Source organism: Paenibacillus sp. XY044, from assembly GCF_002257645.1.
GTDB lineage: Bacteria > Bacillota > Bacilli > Paenibacillales > Paenibacillaceae > Paenibacillus_AQ.
Genome location: NZ_NQMO01000001.1, coordinates 989,234 through 1,009,310 on the forward strand (window position 1 = coordinate 989,234; position 20,077 = coordinate 1,009,310).

Consider the following 20,077-nt stretch of genomic DNA (forward strand, 5'->3'; position numbering starts at 1 on the left):
AGAGCTTCTCAGCCTGAATCAAGCCCTATGCAAGGGGATAACCTATACGTGCAAACATGTTAAATGAAGGAGGTGCAGGTCAAACGTGAAGGATCTTCCACTCGCCCCCCACGAATCGCTGGATCTCCATGAAGTGCTGAATTTCAAGACACTATGTGCGGCAAAGTCCAAGCTGATGCAGGGGATCGTATTCGACCAGGAACTGAAGGCGCTTATGCAAAAAGACGTTGAACAGTCCACGCAGGCTATAACTGAGCTGAAAGCGGTCTATGAAAGAGCCCCGTTTCAGGCCCCGGTTCCCGAAAGCGAGCCGACTCCCATTCTAAATTGAAGGTGATGTGCTGATGAACAACGATAAGTTAGATCCGATCAATTCGCTCAACATGCCGGAAATGGCCGATATGACATTTGCCATGGATTTTCTGCTCCGGGCCAAGGAAGGGGTCCGCAATACCGCCGTTGCCCTGACCGAGACCGTATCGTCAGAAGCCAGGGAACTTCTCAAGAAGCAGTTAAAGCAGGGCATTGCCCTGCATCAGGAAATTACCGAGCTCATGATCCGCAAAAAATGGTTTCATCCGTATGAGCTGCACGAACAATATCAGCTGGACCAGCTGTCCGCCAAAAATACGGCCATGATCGCCGAAATGAATCTGTTTCCGGAAGATACGTCGCGCAAAGGGATGTTCGACCGGACGCCGGATGAGCATATGGAGGGAAGCCGGGCATGATGAAAGCCGTTACGTACCAAGGGATCAAGAACGTCGTCGTCAAAGACGTCCCGGATCCGAAGATTCAAAAGCCGGACGACATGATCGTCAAGCTGACCAGCACCGCCATTTGCGGCTCAGATTTGCACCTGATCCATGGCATGATTCCCAATCTGCAGGAGGATTACGTCATTGGGCATGAGCCGATGGGGATCGTGGAGGAGGTCGGGCCCGAAGTTACCAAGCTGAAGAAAGGCGACCGCGTCATCATCCCGTTTACGATTGCCTGCGGCGAATGCTTTTATTGCAAAAATCATCTGGAAAGCCAGTGCGATAATTCCAATGATAACGGGGATATGGGCGCGTATTTCGGTTACTCGGGAACGACTGGCGGGTATCCGGGCGGGCAAGCCGAGTACTTGCGGGTTCCCTTCGCCAATTTCACGCACTTTAAAATTCCGGAAAGCAACGAGCAGCCGGATGAAAGCCTCGCATTGATCGCCGATGCGATGACGACCGCTTTTTGGAGCGTGGACAACGCGGGCGTGAAACAGGGCGATACCGTCATCGTGCTGGGCTGCGGTCCGGTGGGACTTCTTGCTCAAAAGTTCTGCTGGTTTAAAGGAGCGAAGCGGGTCATCGCCGTCGACTATGTGGATTACCGGCTGGAGCATGCCAAAAAGAACAATAACGTCGAGACCGTCAATTTCGCGCAGCATGAAAATGTCGGCAGCTACCTGAAGGAAATCACCAAAGGAGGAGCGGACGTCGTCATCGACGCGGTGGGCATGGACGGAAAAATGAGCGATCTCGAGTATCTGGCGAGCGGTCTGAAGCTGCAAGGCGGCACCATGAGCGCCATGGTTATCGCGTCCCAAGCGGTCCGCAAGGGCGGGACGATTCAAATTACCGGTGTATACGGCGGCCGTTACAACGGGTTCCCGCTGGGGGATATCATGGAGCGCAACGTGAACATCCGTTCCGGACAAGCACCGGTCATCCATTACATGCCGTACATGTATGAATTGGTGACAACCGGGAAGGTCAACGTAGCCGATATCATTACGCACGTCATCCCGCTTAGCGAAGCCAAACGCGGTTACGAAATGTTCGATACCAAGACGGACAACTGCATCAAAGTTATTTTAAAGCCGTAAAGAGCTTGATTAAACGAGGGAGTGAAGTTCTAGATGAATCCGACGTATGCAATGCATGAAGCCTTGGAGGTGCATGAGATCGCTGCCTTCAAGACCGTCTGCATGACGAAGTCCAAAACGATGCAGGCGCTGGTCACGGAGCCTGAGCTGAAGCTTATTCTTCAGCAGGATGCCGCCATGTCATCCGATCAGTTGGCCGAGCTCGCTGCGATCCTGGCCAAAGGAAAGGAGACGCTGCAATGAATCCCGTACTGGAATACATGACCGGCATGAACAAATTGACCGACGATGTGATCGCCATGGACTTTCTGGTCACGGCCAAGAGCGGCGTCCGGAATTTGGCGATGGCCGTGACGGAATGCGTGACCCCTGAAATCAAGGGAGTACTTGAACGTCAATTGGAACAGGCGATCGATACGCATGAGAAGATCACCAAATATGCGATTGCCAAGGGACTATATCACCCCTTTAGCGTGCATGAGCAGTTTCGCGTCGATCTGCAGCAGATTCAAACGGCGCAGAGTATACCTTTTCCCACGCCGTAACCTCCTGAACATCATCAGCATGCTTACCAATAACCACACACAGACTAGAGAAAGCCGGCTGTTGTCATGCAGCCGGTTTTGTTAAGATTATTCATGATTTATCCTGATTCCGGGCATGTTAGCCATATGACTAGTTTGTCTGAAAGGGGCAGTGCGTACATTGGAACTGTTATTGATGATCATCGTTCTACTTATTCTGATCGGCATATCGAACATTATCAATCACTTTATCCCGGCGGTTCCGGTTCCGCTGATCCAGATTGCGCTGGGCGTTGCGGTCACGTACATACCGGGCATGCATCACGTACCGCTGAACCCGGAATTGTTCCTGCTTCTGTTCATCGCACCGCTCCTCTTTAATGATGGCAAAATAACACCTCGCGACGAGTTATGGCAGCTGCGGTCGTTCATTCTGCTGCTGGCCCTCGGCCTCGTCTTTGCTACCGTGCTGATTGCAGGACCATTCATTCACTGGCTTATTCCGGCCATCCCGCTGTCGGCGGCATTTGCGCTGGCGGCCATTCTGTCTCCGACCGATGCGGTGGCCGTCAGCTCGCTGTCCGGCCGGGTGAAGCTCCCGGGCCGCATCATGCGTTTGCTCGAAGGCGAGGCGCTGATGAACGATGCCTCCGGCCTGGTCGCGTTTAATTTTGCCATTGCCGCGACGGTCACGGGTCATTTCTCCCTGCCGCGGGCGATCGGAAGCTTTGTGGTGATCGCAGTCGGCGGCATTGTGGTCGGGGCTCTGCTCGGCTTCCTGGCAATTTGGCTCCGCATGCTGCTGCGGAGGCTTGGGATGGAAGATGTCACTTTACATATGCTGATTATCATTCTGACACCGTTCCTCATCTACTGGATCGCTGAGGAATTTCACGTATCCGGCATTTTGGCCGTCGTTGCGGCCGGCGTAACCCATGCGATCGAACGGGACCGTTTTAAGGCGGGTTCGGCGCGCCTGCGCATCGTTTCTGACAGCACATGGTCGGTCATCCTGTTCTCCTTAAACGGTCTCGTGTTTTTGCTGCTTGGACTCGAAATTCCCGGCGTCATCCGGACCGTGTGGCAGGACAAGGCATACAACAACGGCCAATCCATTGCCTATATCATTCTGATTACGCTGGTACTGATGATCCTTCGCTTTGTGTGGGTATGGGCATCCAACCGCCAATTCCGGTCCGCCGTGTTGACGGCGCTGTCCGGGGTCCGGGGGGCCTTGACGCTGTCGGCAGCTTTCTCCATTCCGTTGACACTGGCCGACAACAGTCCTTTTCCCGAACGGGACTTGATTCTGTTCATCTGTTCGGGCGTCATTCTGCTGACCCTGATCACTGCCAGCGTTCTGCTGCCCATCTTGACCCGCGGTCCACAGGTGGATCCCGCTCTCGCAGAGGACGCCGAGAGACAAGCACGCATCCGTGTGATTGAGGCAGGTCTCCGAACGGTCAAAGAGGAGAAAAATGATGAAAACCGGCAGCAGGCCATCGAGCTGATCGCCGCTTATTCCCGCAGGCTTCAGATGTGCAGATTCAGAGATCGGGCCGAAATGAACAGATTATGGAAAGAAGCTGCGGAGATTCGGCTGGAGGCGCTTGAGGCGGAGAAGGAAACCGCGGATCGGTGGCTGGAGGAAGAGCGAATATCGCCGAAGCTGGCGGATCGGTTCAAGGCCTCGATTTCGCGGGTAGAACTGCTGCTGTCCACCCGGCTGAAGGTGAAGAAGCTGCTCATCGTCGCATGGTCGGCGGTTTCCCGGCTGTTTCAAGGCGGCAAGCACAAAAAAGCCCGCATGACGCCTGATCACCCGAAGTGGAATGCGTATAAGGCGCTAAAGCTGGAAGCGATCCGGGATGCGATTGAGCGGGTCAAGGGACTGGAGACAGGGGGCAACCGGGATACGATCTCTATGATTATTGCCGATTACCGGGGGCTGGAACTACATCTGACGCAGGACGCTACACAAGAGGAGCGTGCTGAGGAGATGGATGCTATTCGCCGGGAGCTCGAGCTAAAAGCCATCCAGTCGGAGCGCAACGAAATTCAAAGGCTGTTCGAAACTGGAGAGATCAGCCGGGCGCTGGCCAACAATTTAAGACTGGACGTTAACTATCACGAGGCGCATCTGTTTGAGTCGCAAACCGTCCATGAGGAAGACGTCGGGCATTAGACTGTAACAATGGATCGATTGCTGGCGTATCCACACTTCTTATATAATCGGATAAGGTTATATGATCAGGAGGGGATGTCATGCCGGAAGTTATCATTCATGGAATCAGACTTTATTATGAAGAAGCTGGAAGCGGGTACCCGCTGATTCTGCTTCATGGACTGGGACAAAATATCGAATCGCTCCGCAATGAAATTCTGGAGTTCCAGCGGGACTTTCGTGTCATTGCACTAGATTCTCGGGGGCACGGAAGATCGGCCAAACCCGATCGTTATTCGCTGGATGACCATATCCGGGATACCATTGCATGGATGGATCATATGGGGATCGACCAGGCTTACATAATGGGTGGATCGATGGGGAGTTACATCGCACAAGGCGTGGCCATTAAGGTGCCTGAACGCGTGAAAAAGCTGGTACTGGTTTCCGCGAAACCGAACGGGTTAACCTCATCGATGGTGAGGCTGTACGCCGAGCATGCGGATGAGCTGGTAGGAATGACTGAGGAGCAGAAGCAGCAGCACATGTTCCGCTATATTTTTCATAATCGGGTTCTGGCAGGGAAATGGATACGAGAAGCAAACGAGGCAGGACATGTCCTTACGGGAAAAGAACAGGAAGCTGCAAATCAGGCGCTTGAAGGGTTTGACTTCAGGGCCGATTTGCCGTTAGTCACGGCGCTAACCCTCTTAATCAGCGGCAAATACGACGGAGTGAACCCGCCGGAACAAGCCGAGGAAATTCAAAGGCTTATTCAGGGATCCGAATTGCTGGTGTTCGAACACTCCGGCCATGCGCCAAATGCGGAGGAACCGGAACGATTTATTGAGACGGTGAGAAGATTTCTGCTGGACTGATTACAACCATTGATTATGACGATCAAGACTAATTCATCCTTGAACCCGTGCGCGGCACGGGTTTTTTCGATATGATAGGGGGAGTCCCGGTGATCAGGTTGTCTTAACCCGCGGGATATGAGAAAGTAAGTGACAAATGAACTTTTATATAGGGAATCGGGGTTGAAGAATCATGTTACATAAATTCGGATTTTCACAATACGAAAGCAAGGTTTACGAGGCGTTGGCATCGACAGTACAGCCCATGGACGCCACGATGATCGTCAAGCGATCCGGCGTGCCCAAGGCGAAAATATACGAAGTGATCTCCCGGATGGTGGAGAAGGGAATGGTGCTGGAATCGGTTTCGGAAAAAAAGAAGCTGTATACCGCACTGCCTCTATCACTCGTCATTGAGAAATTAAGTGCAGAGTTTCAGTCGGACATTCAGGAGCTGGAGCAGCATAAGGTCCAGAAGGCGATCATCGACGACCATGTATGGAGCTTGAAAGCAGACACCTCGATCGGGTCTCAGCTGAAACAGTTGATGGAAAATGCGGAGCGCTCGATTCGGTTTTCGGCATGGGAGGACGATTTTCACCGGTATTTGCCTATCCTGCTGGAGAAGCAAATGGATGGTGTCAAGGTGGAAGGCGTCGTAATCGGCGATACGCCTGATGGCCTGCCTCAAATCGTTCCGATGAAGCCAAGCGAGCAGCATGTGATGCTGGAACCTTTCAGGCTGCTGATCGTCGATGACCGGGAGGTCGTATTCGCCGGCGTGGAGAATGATTCATGGCAGGCGATCAAGACCCAGTCGCAGCCATTTGTGCGTGTGTTTACGGACTATTTCCATCACGATTTGCTCCTGGCGAAAATAACAGGCAAGTACAGTGATATTTTGCTGAACGACGAGGAGATTATGACGGAATTGCTTCAATTAAAATATTAAATGCTCTTCCGAAAACGGTTGGATCCGGATCCATCCGTTTTTTTCTATGCAAAAAATAGGGGTTGATCCTTAAGTTTTAATAGGTTACCATTGCAGTAGTAACCAAATGCAGATGACGAACATAGAGATATCAACAGAGGGGAGTTAGAAGCTGCATGAATTTTAAAATTTACATTTTGGCGATCGCCTGCTTTGTGACCGGAATGGTGGAGCTGATCGTCGGGGGGATGCTGGATCTGGTTTCATCGGATTTTCATATTTCGGTGAGCACTGCCGGGCAGTTGATCACTTTATATTCCGTGGTGTTTGCCGTATCGGGACCGGTGCTGCTGACGGCCGCTTCGAGGGTCGAACGTAAAATGTTGTATCAATGCGCGCTGCTGGTTTTCATTGCCGGCAATGTGCTTTCGGTCGTCAGCCCGAATTTTACGACAATGGTCATCGCTAGAATTTTATCGGCGGCCAGCGCGGCGCTCATCACGGTGCTGTCCATCACGATGGCTTCCCAGATGGCGGAACCGGCGTACCGGGCCCGGGCGATCGGCGTTATCTTTATGGGGGTCAGCGGCTCCCTCGTACTTGGCGTACCGGTGGGCATGATGCTGGGCAACGCTTTTGGTTGGCGAGCTCCGTTTGTCATGATTTCCATATTGGCCGTCATTTCGCTCATCGCGGTAAAGATATTTATTGCCAAGACGCCTGCCAGTGAGACGGTGCCGCTGCGCAAGCAGCTGGCTTCCTTGAAAAACGGCAAAATCATTTTCGGCCAGCTGATTACGATTTTGATGCTGACGGGTCACCTGACCCTGTATGCTTATTTGACGCCGTTTCTGCAGGAAATGCTGCACTTAAGTCCTTCCATGCTCAGCCTGTTTTACTTTATTTTTGGCATTGCAGCCGTCTTGGGCGGCGGGGCAGGGGGCTGGGTCACCGACCGGTTTGGAGCTGAGAAAAGCATTCTTACGATTGTCAGCGTGTTTGCCGTAGCCATGCTGCTGATGCCGATATCGACGGTTTCGGTGTATGTCTGCCTGATCGTGATGATCGTATGGAGCATGCTCAGCTGGTCGATCTCGCCTTCGATGCAGAGCTACCTGATCAAAGCGGCGCCGGAGTCGCCGGACATCCAGCAGAGCTTGAACAGCTCGGCATCCCATATCGGTATTGCGCTGGGCTCGGCGATTGGGGGCATCGTGATTAACGAATCGTCTGTGTATTACAACGCATGGGTTGGCGTGGTTTTTGTCTTGCTCGCATTGGGATCTGCGGTGCTGTCGATTACATGGAAAAAGCGCCGCTCCCCCTCCAGTGCGGCAGCGGGCGTTCAGGAAACATCATGATGGAGGTGAATTCCGTTGTGGCTGCACAACGGAATGTCGATGGAACAACAGGGGAATATGGAGCCCGCCAAATGCATGGCGTTGACCGTCCGGCTGATGCAGGGGATCAATGACTCGGATGTTGGCGATCGGGGAGAGGTAGAAGACTTTTACCAAGAATTGGGGAGGTTTGTCCAAGACCCTGTCATTCACCGGCTGCTTGTGTGTGGAAGATTTGAGCTGGTTGACGCGGGAGATGCCGATGTATTTGCTTACAAACGAAGCATGGAGAACCAACAATTGCTTATCGTAGCGAACATGAACAAGGATATGGCGGCATTTCGGAGTGACGGGGTGACGGGCGGACAAAGAATCGTATCCGTCTATCCGGATACCGTTCCATGCGAAACGATGCGGCTGCGGCCGTATGAAGCGTTTGCGGTATTGATCACCGGCTGAACGGGAGGGGAAACCCCTCCCGTTTTTGTGCTCCGGCAGATCATTTTGTATGATGGATAAAGTGGGGCACCGCACGTGAATATCGGCAATTCATTACACGGCAGAGACAAGACCTCCGACAAATACGATGAACATTAGGCTAAGGATAAGCAGTACGCCCGTTTCTACTCATAATTCTCGCTCCTGTTGGTTATTTTATACCAAGTATACCCAAACGCGGGACACTGTCACGAAAAAAACACTTGATAATGAGATTCATTATCACTTATGATACATAAAGAGAAAATTTTCACGCAAAACCGGATGAATCGCAGAAATACATACAGGTTTTCGTAAAATAACTATACTCTAGCGTAGATAAACTAGTGGAGGGGACATATCATCATGAAACTCAAATTTAAAGGATCGCTTTTGCTCGCGCTGCTGATGAGCTTTACCGTATTGGCCAGCGCCTGCGGCGATAAAGCCGGCAATTCAAATACAACCGAATCTGGAGCAGCGGCAGGAGGGAATGGCACTGCGGATACCAAGCAGGAACGCGTGCTGACGGACGCGCTCGGCCACGAAGTGAAAGTGCCAGCGAATCCGAAGCGGATCATCGCATCCTATTTGGAAGATCATCTGCTGACGCTTGGCGTCAAACCGGTTGCCCAGTGGTCGACTGGCAAGGGTTCCGTGCAGTATTACCTGCAGGATCAGCTGAACGGCATTCCAGAAATCTCTTACGACCTGCCCTATGAAGCCGTCATGAGCTTTACGCCGGATCTGATCATCCTGAGCAGTGCGGACATGGCGACGGACGACAAGTACGAGCAGTACTCCAAGATCGCTCCGACCTACGTCGTAGGTAAAGAGAAGAGCAATAACTGGCGTGAAGAATTAAAAGCTGTCGGCGAGGTCCTAGGTAAGAGCAAGGAAGCTGAGGAAGCCGTTCAAGCTTATGATAAAAAAGCGGTGGACGCCAAAGAACAGCTTCAGAAGACTATCGGCACGCATACGGCAGCGGCACTTTGGGTCACAGCGAAGGACATCTATGTGTCAAGTGACCATCTGTCCAGCGGTTCGGTGATCTATGATGATTTGGGACTAGCGAAGCCTAAGCTGGTAGAAGAACTGTCCAAAACCGGCGCGGCGAGCTGGAACCAGGTTTCCATGGAAAAATTCGCGCAGATGGATGCCGACTATCTATTTATCGTAAACAGCCGCGGCGTATCGAAGGATGAGCTGCTGAAAGATCCGGTATGGGCCAACATCCCTGCCGTCAAGGAAGGACATGTATATGAATTCGACGATCATTCCAGTTGGCTGTATTCCGGAACGATTGCCAATACGCAAATCATCGATGACGTTTTGTCCAACGTCGCCAAATAAATAAATTGAAACTCGTGATGTTCTAGAATAGAACCTGCAGTATTGGAAGCCTCAGTTCCGACACTTTCTGTCGGCCCTGGGGCTTTTTTATATGTTCACAACTGGAAACTACCTGAAATTTAGAAACCTTAACTAAAATTTGAAGACTATTTTTCATAGAGACCGCCGCCTATAATTAAAATCTGAAAGGGCTTACATAAGAGAATTCAGAAACGGGGTGCTTTCCTGACCATGAACGCAAGAGCCGGTATCGAAGCCGAGTGGGAACCCGCCGCCGAGAAGGCGAAAGAGAAGAAGCTGTGGCGGAAAATTGTGGGTCAGCGCTATCTGCAGATCATGGCTCTGCTGGGCGTCGCCTGGATGATTGTTTTCAATTATATCCCGATGTACGGGGTCATCATTGCCTTTAAAGAGTTCGATATTATTCATTCGATCTCTTCCGCTCCGTGGGTCGGATTGGAGCATTTCAAGGAATTCCTGGAGGACGACAGTCTCGGGTACGTGATCAAAAATACGCTCGGGATGAGTATCCTGAAGCTGGCGATCGGGTTTCCGCTGCCTATCCTGTTCGCACTCCTGCTGAACGAAATCCGTTCAATTATATTCAAAAAGTGGATTCAGACCATCTCATACCTGCCGCACTTTTTGTCCTGGGTTATTCTGGGGGGCATCCTCGCCACTTGGCTGGCGGATGTGGGGATCGTCAACAAGGTGCTGATGGCGCTTCACCTGATCGATCAGCCCATTACATACCTGGCCGAGCCCAAATATTTCTGGTCCATCGTCGTCACTTCCGACATCTGGAAGGAAATCGGCTGGTCGGCGATCATTTACCTGGCGGCGATTTCAAGCGTTTCTCCGGAGCTGTACGAGGCGGCTACGATCGACGGGGCAGGGCGGATGCAAAAAATGTGGAATATTACGCTCCCATCGATCAAAGGAACGATTTCTATTTTGTTCATTCTGGCCGTCAGCGGCATCCTGAACTCGAACTTTGACCAAATCCTCGTGCTGCGCAACTCGCTGAACGAAACGTCAAGCAACGTCATTGACGTCTACGTCTACAACGTCGGTCTGGCAGAGAGCCGGTACTCCTACGCGGCTGCGGTAGGGCTAATCAAAAACGTTATCGCTCTCGGGCTGCTGCTTGGAGCCAACAGCATTACGAAACGGCTTAACAATACATCCTTATTCTGATGGGACGGCGGTGACTTTTCGTGTATTTATTCAAACGCCAAAGCGCTTCGAGCGCGATCTTTGAAGTATTCAACTCCCTGCTGATGCTGATCGTCTGCTTCGTCACGCTGTATCCGATCTGGTACGTCATTGTCAACGCCTTTAATGACGGGGCGGACGCGATGCGGGGCGGCATTTACTGGTGGCCGAGGCAGTTCAGCCTCGAAAGCTTCCACGCCGTATTCCGCAGTGAGGGCATCATGACCGCGATGGGGGTCACGGTGGCTAAAACGCTGATCGGTACGCCGGTGCATGTATTTTTTACCGCGATGATCGCTTATGCCTTCTCCAGAAAGGAGCTTGTCGGTCGCAAGCTGTACATGTTCATCGGCACGGTGACGATGTTCTTCGGCGGGGGCCTCATTCCTTATTACCTGCTGATCCGCGACCTGCATCTGCTGGATAATTTTCTGGTGTATATCATACCTGCCGCGTTCAGCTTTTTCGACCTGATCATCTTCCTGTCGTTTTTCCGGGAGATTCCACCAGGACTGGAAGAGGCGGCGAAGATCGACGGGGCGAACGATTTTAAAATTTTCTACAAGGTCATCATCCCGGTATCCATGCCGGTGGTGGCGACGATCGCTCTCTTTCACGGGGTGTACCAATGGAACGATTATTTTACCGGGATGATCTTCATCAATGACACGAATTTGCAGCCGATCCAGACGTATTTGTACCGGGTCGTCGCGCAGTCGAGCTCCAACCAGATGCTGGCGTCCATGCCAAGCGGGATGGCGGTATCGGTGACAAGCCAGTCTTTGAAGCTGGCCACCATGGTAGTTACTACCGCGCCGATCGTCTTCGTGTATCCGTTCCTGCAAAAGTATTTCGTGAAAGGCTTCATGATCGGATCGATCAAGGAGTAACCGGGGAATCCGGGCTTATCCGTGGTTATCAGTCCCGCCTGGCGGGATTGCTAATAGATTAATGAAAGAAAAGGGGTTAGAATCAATGAGCAAAGCGCGCAGACTCATGACTTCCATGATCGCTCTGACCGTCGTATTCACCATGGCGCTGTCCCTCGCGGGCTGCTCCGGCGGCAAGAGCGAGACTAACGGCGGCAGTACCGCCGCGACAAGCGGTACCACGGATGCGAAGAACACGTCGTCCACGGACGGCGGGGAAGCCAAACCGAATCCGGATGAGCCGGGCTGGAAGTCGGATAACGCACCGATCACGTTCGATTGGTACATGAACTTTTCCTGGTTCAATAAAAAATGGGGCGGGGACGCGACCGCCGAATATATCACCAAGAAGACGGGCGTCAGCATCAACTTTATCGTTCCAGCGGGTAATGAGAACGAGAAGCTGAATACGATGATCGCCTCCGGCAAGCTCCCGGATTTCATCACGCTGGGCTGGAGCGAGGAAGCCGTCAAGAAGATGATCGAAGGCAAGCTCGTTCTTCCGCTGAACGAACTGGCCGACCAGTATGATCCTTACTTCTTCAAGGTGGCCGACCCCGCAAAACTGGGATGGTACACGCAGCCGGACGGCAGCATCTACGGTTATCCGAACGCATCCTCCTCCCCTGAAGATTACAAGAAGTACGGCTCGAACTTTACGTCCAACCAAACGTTCGAAGTCCGTAAGGACATGTATGAAGCCATCGGCAGTCCGGATATGAGCACGCCGGAAGGATTCCTGAACGCGCTCAAACTGGCGAAGGAGAAGTTCCCGGATGTGAACGGCCAACCGCTCATTCCGCTCGGGCTGCATGAATTCAGCGAGACCGGCAACTACTCGCTCGAAGGCTATCTCCAGAATTTCCTGGCGATCCCGCAGCAGAAGGACGGCAAGCTGTACGACCGCCGCCTGGATCCCGAATACATTTCCTGGCTGAAGACGTTCCGCAAGGCCAACGAAATGGGACTGCTCTCGAAGGACATCTTCATCGACAAGCGTCCGCAAATGGAAGAAAAAATTGCGCAGGGCCGCTACTTCGCGATGCTGTACCAGCGCTCCGACTTTGATGCGCAGAACATGTCGCTGTACCAGAAGGACCCGAATTCGGCGTACATCGCGATCAATGGTCCAGCTAACTCCAAGCAGGAAGCGCCGACCCTCTCCGGCCCTGGTATCTCCGGCTGGACGCTGACGCTGATCTCCAAAGACGTGAAAGACAAGAAACGGGCGATCGAGTTCCTGACCTACCTGATCAGCGAGGAAGGCAATAAGGACATGTTCCTCGGCGAAAAAGGCGTCACCTACGACAACATCGACGGCAAAGACCAGTTCCTGCCGGATGTCGTGAAGCTCCTGAACACGGACCGTACCGCGTTTGACCAGAAATACGGCGCGTCGTACACCTACTGGATGCTGATGGATACGAACATGAACTTGCAGTGGGCACCGCCGGGCGTCGATCCGCAGAAACAGATGGCGGATTGGACGAAGGGCAAATCGATCAGCATGTCCGAATTCGACAATCTGGATCCGCCGAGCACGTCCGAAGAGGGGATCGCCGGCAGCAAAAATGGACGGAATTGGGGCAAGCTGCTGCCAAAACTGCTGCTGGCCAAATCAGATGCCGAATTCGATGATATGTGGAACAATTACGTCGAAGACCGCAACAAGAACAAACAGGACAAAATTGACGCGTATCGTCAAAAAGCATACGAAGAGAATGTACAAAAACTGGAAGCGCTCAACAAATAAGCGCCTCCTGACACAGGCCTGGAATCCGCGATTTTTTGCTCGCGGATTTTCAGGCTTATTACCATAATTGGGCTGGGTGGTGCTTGCGGCAATGATCAAACTTGCCCGGAATCGAATGGCCAGGCTGTCTACCGCCATCGGCCGGATGCCGATTCAATTGAAGCTGATCTTATCGTTTATCTGTATTATTTTGATTCCGATCACCCTGGTTTCCTGGTATTTATTCAATGGGGTATACCTGAATACGATCAAAGATTTGACCAAGAAAAACCAATATATTCTAGAGATCGAAAAGACGAACGTGGCCAACAACATGCAGGTGATGGAACGGACGGCCCAGCTGGCCATCTCCAACAGCGAGATCAATGAGTATTTGCAGAGCCGCGAGGAGCTGGATACCGCCGATTTGATCGATTTTAAAATGAAAACGTTCTCCAGCTTCCAGTACTACCTGTTTAACAATCCGAACATCGCCAACATCCGGCTGTATACGGAGAACCCGAATGTGAGGGAGTTTTGGCCGGTTATTTTCAAAGAATCCCGAATAAAGAGCAAACCTTGGTACCAGACAGTCCTTCAACGCAACGGGCTGGTCTGGTGGGAGATCAGCGCGACCAATAAGGACGTAATCAAGGACAGCACCGTGGCCAGCGACCAGGTCGGCGATTTTGTCACGCTGCTGCGGGAGATCAAATATCCGAACGATCGGCATAACGGCATCCTGGAAGTGACGATGGAGCTGAACAATTTTTTTATGAAAACCTTCAGCAGCGTTCAGGATACGAGTTCGCAAATGATCGTGGTGAACCGGGAGGGCAAAGCATTCACGAACCCGTCCCTCGGCCTGCTGCAAACACTCCCTGTTGAAACGATCATGGCCGAGTTTGCCAAGCACGGCAAAAAGACCGACCGTGAGTTTACGTTTACCTATAACGGGACGCCGTACTTGTGCATTCCGAGTGATATGGAACCGCTGGGCAGCTATCTGTTCAACGTCGTCTCGCTGAAAAGCGCTTTGTCGGACGTCAGCAAACGGCGAAACACGATTATCATTGCGACGATTATTCTGATCGCCCTGCTGTCGGCTACGTCCTATATCCTGCATTCCCTGATTCTGAAAAAGCTGAACATTTTGCGGGAGTCCATGAAAAAAGTACGCAAAGGCGATTTTAATTTCGAAATCGACATTACGAGCATGGATGAGATCGGAGAATTGGCACATCATTTCCGCCAAATGCTCAAACGGATGAACGAGCTGATCGTCGAGGCGGTGAACCGCCAGGCGGCGACCAAGGAAGCGGAGTTGAAGTCGCTGAAAAACCAGATCGATTCCCATTTTCTGTACAATACCCTCGAAAACTTAAAGATGCTCGCCGAAATAGAAGGCCAGTACACGATTTCCGATGCGCTCACCTCGCTCGGACGCATGATGCGCTACAATCTGCAGTGGACCAGCAATCATGTGCGGCTGAGGGATGAACTGGAGCATATCCAAAACTACATCGCTATCATGAACATTCGCTACGACAACAACCTGGTGCTCAACATTAACGTTCCGCCAGTTCATATGGAACAGGAAGTGCTGAAGATGTCGCTCCAGCCCATCGTCGAAAATGCCGTAAAGCATGGAATGGGCTCCCGCTCCGAAGGCGGCGAAAAGCTGGAAATTGCCATTCATGCCTATGTATCGGGGGACAGCATCATAATCGAGGTCTCCGACAATGGCGACGGGATTCCCGAGTCCAAGCTGAAGAAGGTCAACCTGATGATCCGCCTGGAAGACGCGGAATATCAGCAAATGCGGAAGGAGCTGAACGACGGGGAAAGCAGCGGCATTGGACTGCGGAACGTCGATCAGCGTATCGTGATGTTTTACGGCAAGTCGCACGGGATCCGGGTGGAAAGCGCCGAAGGAAGTTTTACGCGAGTCACGATGACTCTGCCTTATCTAATTCTAGCGGGAGGTGTGCCTGCCCATGTGCAATCTTCTAATCGTTGATGATGAGAAAAATATCCGGGATGGCCTGAAAGCGATGATTCGCCGCGAGTTCGGAGACGCCTATGCGCTGCATTTCGCCGCGAACGGGGAGCAGGCGCTTCAGGTCATGGACGAGACGGAAGTGGACTTGGTCATTACCGACATCCGCATGCCGGTGATGGACGGAATCGAGCTCATTAACCGCATACAGGACCGCGAACCGCGGACGGATCTGGTCATTCTAAGCGGCCATGACGACTTCCAGTATGCCAAAGCGGCGATCCGCTGCAACGTAAAAGAGTACTTGCTGAAGCCGATCGTACGTGACGAGCTATTCCGGACGCTGCGGCGCCTTAACGCAGAGCGTATCCGCAAGGATGAAATTGCCGATCAGCTGCGCGGAACGAAGGCGCTGAAAGAAAATTATGCCGTGAGCCGGCTGCAGTATCTTTTTCTGCAGGAAGGCATGGACGAGGATGCCATTCGGGATGTGATCCTTCAGGCCGGGCTGGAGTGGCTGGATGAGGGCGGATACGCGGCGCTTTTCCTCGTTCCGGAACCTTACCGGGATTCGGGCAGGGACGAATTTACCACTTATGTTGACCTGATGTTAGGCTGGCTGCCGGACGAACGTTATATCCGTTTTTACGACAAGGACGGTAAGCTCGTTATAATTACGGACACCGTTGCTCCGTTCAACCGGCTGGGTGAGGAGATCAACCGGCAGTCGTCCAGCGCCATCCGGGCCGGCATCAGTGAACGGATGGCAGGAGCGGGAGAAGTGAAGAAGGCTTACCAGCAGGCCAGCCGGGCATTGAAATACTTCTTGTTCCAAAACGTGCCGGGTCTCATCCGGAGCACCGAACTGTCCGGCAAACGGACGGACTACCGTATCCCGCTGGAAGACATCCGGAAGACGGCCAACCTGCTCGGATTGGATCGGGATGCCGAACTGAGCCGGCTGCTGCAGCATATTTTCGATATCCGGACGATCCTTCAGTATGATATCGGGTATCTGGAAGGGATCAGCCATGCTTTTAACGAGCATGTATTCGACCAGGTGTTTCAAACTTATGGTGAGGAATCCGTCGACATTCTGAAGCTCCACAAGCAGGTGGGGAATCTGTACAACTTCAACCATTTTCATGATTATTTCCACAGTTTGGAGAGCCTGCTCTTCCTGCTGAGCGATTACGTGAAACGGATGCGGTCCATGCATTTCGACCAGAGCGAGATTCAGCGGGCCATCGCCTATATAGAGGAGCATTATCACGAAAACTTAAACATGGCTGTCGTATCCAACCACGTCTCCTTGAACTACTCGTACTTCAGCCAGGCCTTTAAGGAGTACACGGGAGAGACGTTCGTCAGCTACTTGCGCAAGCTGCGGATTCGCAAGGCTAAGGAGCTGCTCGGCAGTACAGACCTGAAAGTGTATGAAATCAGCGAACAGGCCGGATTCGAAAATGTGAAGCATTTTACCCGCGTCTTCAAGGAAATGGAAGGTGTAGCGCCGCTCGAATACCGCTCGCAGCAGAGTGCACTCGGACGGAGGTGAACCAAAAGCCTGCTTGGCCGGCTGCTAATCATCGAATGGTTGGTTTAAGAACTGGAAAGGGGCAAATAAAAAAGGAACGGGCAGCAGGGAAATGATATTATGATGGCGAACATATATTCCTATATAAAGTTTAAGTAGGAGGGGTATTTGTGAGTCTAGACAGAGTGCGTGACCAAGCAGCATTTGAGCCATTGAATGAAGTTGTCCGCAAGGCCCGCACCGATTACGGTGCGTCGGCTTCGTCCATTCTGGTCATACATAACGACAGAATCGTCTATGAGCAATATCAGGGGTTCCATCATCATAAAGAAGGAGCGGTTCCCGTAACGGAATCTTCCTTGTTCAACATCTACTCTACCCGAAAGACGTATATATGCTGTGCGATGGCGCTGGCGGCTTTGGACAAGGGCGTCCCGATGTCCACCCCGGCTGCTGAAGTGCTGAGCAATTACCCCGGTGAAGATTTGGGGCAGCTCACTTTAAGCGATTTGGCAACCGGGTTCGGCCCTAAATTTTTTCATGATCAGGCGTGGGAAAGGGAAGGGATTCAAGGGCTGGTGGTGAGAGCCCTGTCAGGGAAGTCCATTGCGGCGTTTCTGGAAGAGCGCGTTTTAGAGCCGTTCAACTGTTCGGAAACTTTATGGGCTGCCGTGCCCACAGCCGGGCTCGTCTGCGATTATGCAACCAACCCAAGTTACGCCACGGTTCGTCTGGAATCGCATGAGGGACATGAAAGAAACATGTATGCCAGCACAAGGGATTTGGCCAAGTGGGGCTACCTGCATTTGAAGCGGGGAAGTGCGGGAGGTCGTCAGCTCATACCTACGGCATTTTATCGACTCAGCGACGAGTTGAAAGCGATGAATCCGGATCGCCGCATCCTCGGTTGGTATCATCGGCCGGACTGGTTCTATGCTACCGGAGCGGCAGGATGCCATGTGGTCGTCTACCCGGAGCATCAGGCTGTGGGTGTCAGAATGCTGAATAAGTATACGAGCCGTTATGAAGACGACCAAAATCTATTTAATAACGCCCTCCTGCAATGCCTGCAGCAAGCTGGCACTACCGGCGTTCTGTAGCTGAAGAAGTTCACGGCGAACGCGGGTAGACCCGTTGAAGCAAGAATATAAAAAGAAAAAGGCTGCCGTTAGGTAGCCTTTTAACGTTGACCGCATGGAAACCAGGTTTTAGCATCATGGGGGGCTAGTGGCTAAGCGCGGCTAACATATCCACGCTTAATTCCGTAAATGAGGAGATCTGCCGCCGCACCGAGTATGATTGCCGTGACGATGGAGAGGAGATACGCCGGGAATCGTAAGGGGATAAAGTAGCTGTTTATAACAACAGTATCGTGATCACACAACCAGCCCGAATATACCGGGTTATGCAGCAATGCTTCAAGCAAGGGATTCAGCCGGATCAGTATGATGTTGGCCAAGCCCTGGCCGGAGGCATCCAGTATGCAAGTAAGGATGATACATAACGTTAGCCAAAAAGAAACGTTCTTTTAACAAAAACATTCCTCGCTTTCAAACCTGTGATTACCGTTTATAACGCATCCGGCCGCTACAAAGTTCTGCATGGCTTGCATAAAGCAGGTTTATTTATATCCAACCTTTCTGTTGGTTGGTATAATATGGTGGTGAATAGCGAGTTTACGGAGGTGGTTGCATGAAAGAGAGGGTGCTCGATGCTTATACCAAGCTCGCCAAGGACTATGAACTGCATACCGATACGGACAGCGGCGCCAACGCTTATTACGAGCGTCCAGCCATGTTGGAGCTGCTGCCAACGGATATGTCCGGACTTCATGTCCTTGATGCAGGCTGTGCCGCAGGATGGTATACCGAGCAGTTTGTTTCCCGAGGGGCCGCGGTATCGGCAATCGATCTTAGCCCCGATATGGTGGAGGCGGCCAAACGGAGAGTCGGCGGTCAAGCGGAGATTCGGGTTCACGATCTAAGCGAACCGCTGCCGTACGAGGCGGATCAGTTCGACTTGATTCTCAGTTCGCTTACGCTGCATTACATCGAAGATTGGGATCCCTTGTTTCGTGAGCTTCAGCGGGTATTGAAGCCCGGAGGAACCTTTTTGTTTTCGGTGCATCATCCGTTTATGGACTTTACCGTTTTTGAGAGACCGGATTATTTTGCGCGGGAGCTGCTTGTTGACCGGTGGACGAAGAAAGAGGCAGGCAGCGTTGAAGTCACTTTCTTCCGCAGACCCCTGCAGGAAATCGTCAATATGACGTCAAGCTGGTTTATACTGGATCGGCTTGTCGAACCAAGACCGGTTCCCGAGTTTATGGAGCGGCTGCCGGAAGCGGCAGATTTCTACCAGCGGATTCTGCATCGTCCACATTTTTTAATCGTGAAAGCTCACAAGCCGGAGTGAGAGGGGAATTATTCTTTGCCGCGGTAGGCAAGAAATGATTGGATGATGTACTGAGAAAGGTTTCATTCCATTGGCCCTAGCGGCCCAAAACGGAGGGTTTGGCAATGATTCTGATCGACCTTATCTTTTTTCTGATGGAGCTGTGTGCACTGGCAGCCTTTTGCTTGTGGGGCTTTAAACTGGATACTGCTCTGTGGATCCGCATTGTGGCTGGAATAGGAGCGCCGGTCGTCGTTGCCGTTTTTTGGGGTATGTATGTCGCACCGAAAGCCACCTTCCCGGTGACGCTCCCCGTAAGGGCCTTGCTGCAGCTGATCGTATTCGGTTTGGCCGCGGCAGCGCTCTACGGATCAGGCTTTCGAACGGCCGCCTTGATTTATGGCGTTATCGTCATCATTGAAATGATCCTTTCTTACACGTTGAAACGGTGAAAACATGCAGGTGGAAGGACATATACTTAAACGATCGGCAAACTTTTCCCGGCATTACGATGGCAGCTTTTTTGTTTGACAAGGCCGCTAATCGGAGCTACAGTTAATCATGAACTTGTAAAATATCATACGAAAATCCACTAGGGGAGCTGCGGACGGCAGCTGAGACAAGTGATTGCTTGGACCCTTTGAACCTGATCCGGTTAATACCGGCGGAGGGAAGTGGAGCAGGCCTTTACATACGCAACCTTCCGGATGAAATGAATTCAGGATACTGCAACAAGCGGCCGCTCCATTTCGGGGCGG

Annotated in this window: 19 protein-coding genes and 1 riboswitch; all 19 genes read left to right on the plus strand. The window is 52.1% G+C overall.

Going from position 1 to position 20,077, the window contains the following annotated elements:
- Positions 1 to 85 precede the first annotated feature (85 nt).
- The 19 genes from CJP46_RS04720 (at position 86) to CJP46_RS04810 (ending at position 19,771) form a co-directional block, all read left to right on the plus strand.
- Positions 86 to 331, plus strand: a complete 246-nt coding sequence (locus CJP46_RS04720) for a spore gernimation protein GerQ (protein ID WP_094594416.1) — start codon at positions 86 to 88, stop codon at positions 329 to 331.
- A 13-nt stretch (positions 332 to 344) separates the two neighbouring features.
- On the plus strand, positions 345 to 731 hold the full coding sequence (locus CJP46_RS04725) for a spore coat protein (RefSeq protein ID WP_094594417.1): 387 nt from the start codon (positions 345 to 347) through the stop codon (positions 729 to 731).
- Positions 731 to 1,867, plus strand: a complete 1,137-nt coding sequence (locus tag CJP46_RS04730) for a zinc-dependent alcohol dehydrogenase (RefSeq protein WP_094595069.1) — start codon at positions 731 to 733, stop codon at positions 1,865 to 1,867. Before CJP46_RS04725 ends, CJP46_RS04730 begins: the two co-directional genes overlap by 1 nt.
- A 33-nt stretch (positions 1,868 to 1,900) precedes the next feature.
- Positions 1,901 to 2,110 (plus strand): ATP-binding cassette domain-containing protein, encoded by a 210-nt coding sequence (locus CJP46_RS04735; RefSeq protein WP_094594418.1) that lies wholly within the window; start codon positions 1,901 to 1,903, stop codon positions 2,108 to 2,110.
- Entirely contained in the window at positions 2,107 to 2,412 is a 306-nt protein-coding gene (locus tag CJP46_RS04740; protein WP_094594419.1) for a spore coat protein, read from the plus strand. The genes CJP46_RS04735 and CJP46_RS04740 overlap by 4 nt, the downstream gene beginning before the upstream one ends.
- 160 nt (positions 2,413 to 2,572) lie before the next feature.
- The gene (locus CJP46_RS04745) at positions 2,573 to 4,576 is read left to right on the plus strand and encodes a Na+/H+ antiporter (protein ID WP_094594420.1); all 2,004 of its coding nucleotides are present in this window, start codon (positions 2,573 to 2,575) and stop codon (positions 4,574 to 4,576) included.
- Between the two features lie 80 nt (positions 4,577 to 4,656).
- Positions 4,657 to 5,433 carry an alpha/beta fold hydrolase gene (locus tag CJP46_RS04750; protein ID WP_094594421.1) on the plus strand — a complete coding sequence of 259 codons (777 nt, stop codon included), beginning with the start codon at positions 4,657 to 4,659 and terminating at the stop codon, positions 5,431 to 5,433.
- Between the two features lie 172 nt (positions 5,434 to 5,605).
- The gene (locus CJP46_RS04755) at positions 5,606 to 6,364 is read left to right on the plus strand and encodes a TrmB family transcriptional regulator (RefSeq protein WP_094594422.1); all 759 of its coding nucleotides are present in this window, start codon (positions 5,606 to 5,608) and stop codon (positions 6,362 to 6,364) included.
- A 155-nt stretch (positions 6,365 to 6,519) separates the two neighbouring features.
- Positions 6,520 to 7,704: an MFS transporter gene (locus CJP46_RS04760; RefSeq protein ID WP_094594423.1), complete on the plus strand. Its 1,185-nt coding sequence runs from the start codon at positions 6,520 to 6,522 to the stop codon at positions 7,702 to 7,704.
- Positions 7,705 to 7,719: 15 nt separating this feature from the next.
- Positions 7,720 to 8,142 carry a hypothetical protein gene (locus tag CJP46_RS04765; RefSeq protein ID WP_094594424.1) on the plus strand — a complete coding sequence of 141 codons (423 nt, stop codon included), beginning with the start codon at positions 7,720 to 7,722 and terminating at the stop codon, positions 8,140 to 8,142.
- Positions 8,143 to 8,526: 384 nt separating this feature from the next.
- The gene (locus CJP46_RS04770; RefSeq protein ID WP_094594425.1) at positions 8,527 to 9,513 is read left to right on the plus strand and encodes an iron-hydroxamate ABC transporter substrate-binding protein; all 987 of its coding nucleotides are present in this window, start codon (positions 8,527 to 8,529) and stop codon (positions 9,511 to 9,513) included.
- A 231-nt stretch (positions 9,514 to 9,744) separates the two neighbouring features.
- Positions 9,745 to 10,710 carry an ABC transporter permease gene (locus CJP46_RS04775; RefSeq protein WP_094594426.1) on the plus strand — a complete coding sequence of 322 codons (966 nt, stop codon included), beginning with the start codon at positions 9,745 to 9,747 and terminating at the stop codon, positions 10,708 to 10,710.
- An 83-nt stretch (positions 10,711 to 10,793) separates the two neighbouring features.
- On the plus strand, positions 10,794 to 11,618 hold the full coding sequence (locus CJP46_RS04780) for a carbohydrate ABC transporter permease (protein ID WP_373557970.1): 825 nt from the start codon (positions 10,794 to 10,796) through the stop codon (positions 11,616 to 11,618).
- Positions 11,619 to 11,703: 85 nt separating this feature from the next.
- Positions 11,704 to 13,410 (plus strand): type 2 periplasmic-binding domain-containing protein, encoded by a 1,707-nt coding sequence (locus CJP46_RS04785; protein WP_094594428.1) that lies wholly within the window; start codon positions 11,704 to 11,706, stop codon positions 13,408 to 13,410.
- Between the two features lie 91 nt (positions 13,411 to 13,501).
- Positions 13,502 to 15,409 (plus strand): sensor histidine kinase, encoded by a 1,908-nt coding sequence (locus tag CJP46_RS04790; RefSeq protein WP_094594429.1) that lies wholly within the window; start codon positions 13,502 to 13,504, stop codon positions 15,407 to 15,409.
- Positions 15,387 to 16,946, plus strand: coding sequence for a response regulator transcription factor (locus CJP46_RS04795; protein WP_094594430.1), 1,560 nt, complete (start codon positions 15,387 to 15,389; stop codon positions 16,944 to 16,946). The genes CJP46_RS04790 and CJP46_RS04795 overlap by 23 nt, the downstream gene beginning before the upstream one ends.
- 149 nt (positions 16,947 to 17,095) lie before the next feature.
- Complete coding sequence (locus CJP46_RS04800; protein ID WP_094594431.1) at positions 17,096 to 18,025, plus strand: serine hydrolase domain-containing protein; 930 nt, start codon at positions 17,096 to 17,098, stop codon at positions 18,023 to 18,025.
- Between the two features lie 592 nt (positions 18,026 to 18,617).
- Complete coding sequence (locus tag CJP46_RS04805) at positions 18,618 to 19,340, plus strand: class I SAM-dependent methyltransferase (RefSeq protein ID WP_094594432.1); 723 nt, start codon at positions 18,618 to 18,620, stop codon at positions 19,338 to 19,340.
- A 104-nt stretch (positions 19,341 to 19,444) separates the two neighbouring features.
- Positions 19,445 to 19,771 (plus strand): YrdB family protein, encoded by a 327-nt coding sequence (locus CJP46_RS04810; protein WP_094594433.1) that lies wholly within the window; start codon positions 19,445 to 19,447, stop codon positions 19,769 to 19,771.
- A 132-nt stretch (positions 19,772 to 19,903) separates the two neighbouring features.
- A riboswitch (TPP riboswitch) is annotated at positions 19,904 to 20,009 on the plus strand.
- Positions 20,010 to 20,077: the final 68 nt, after the last annotated feature.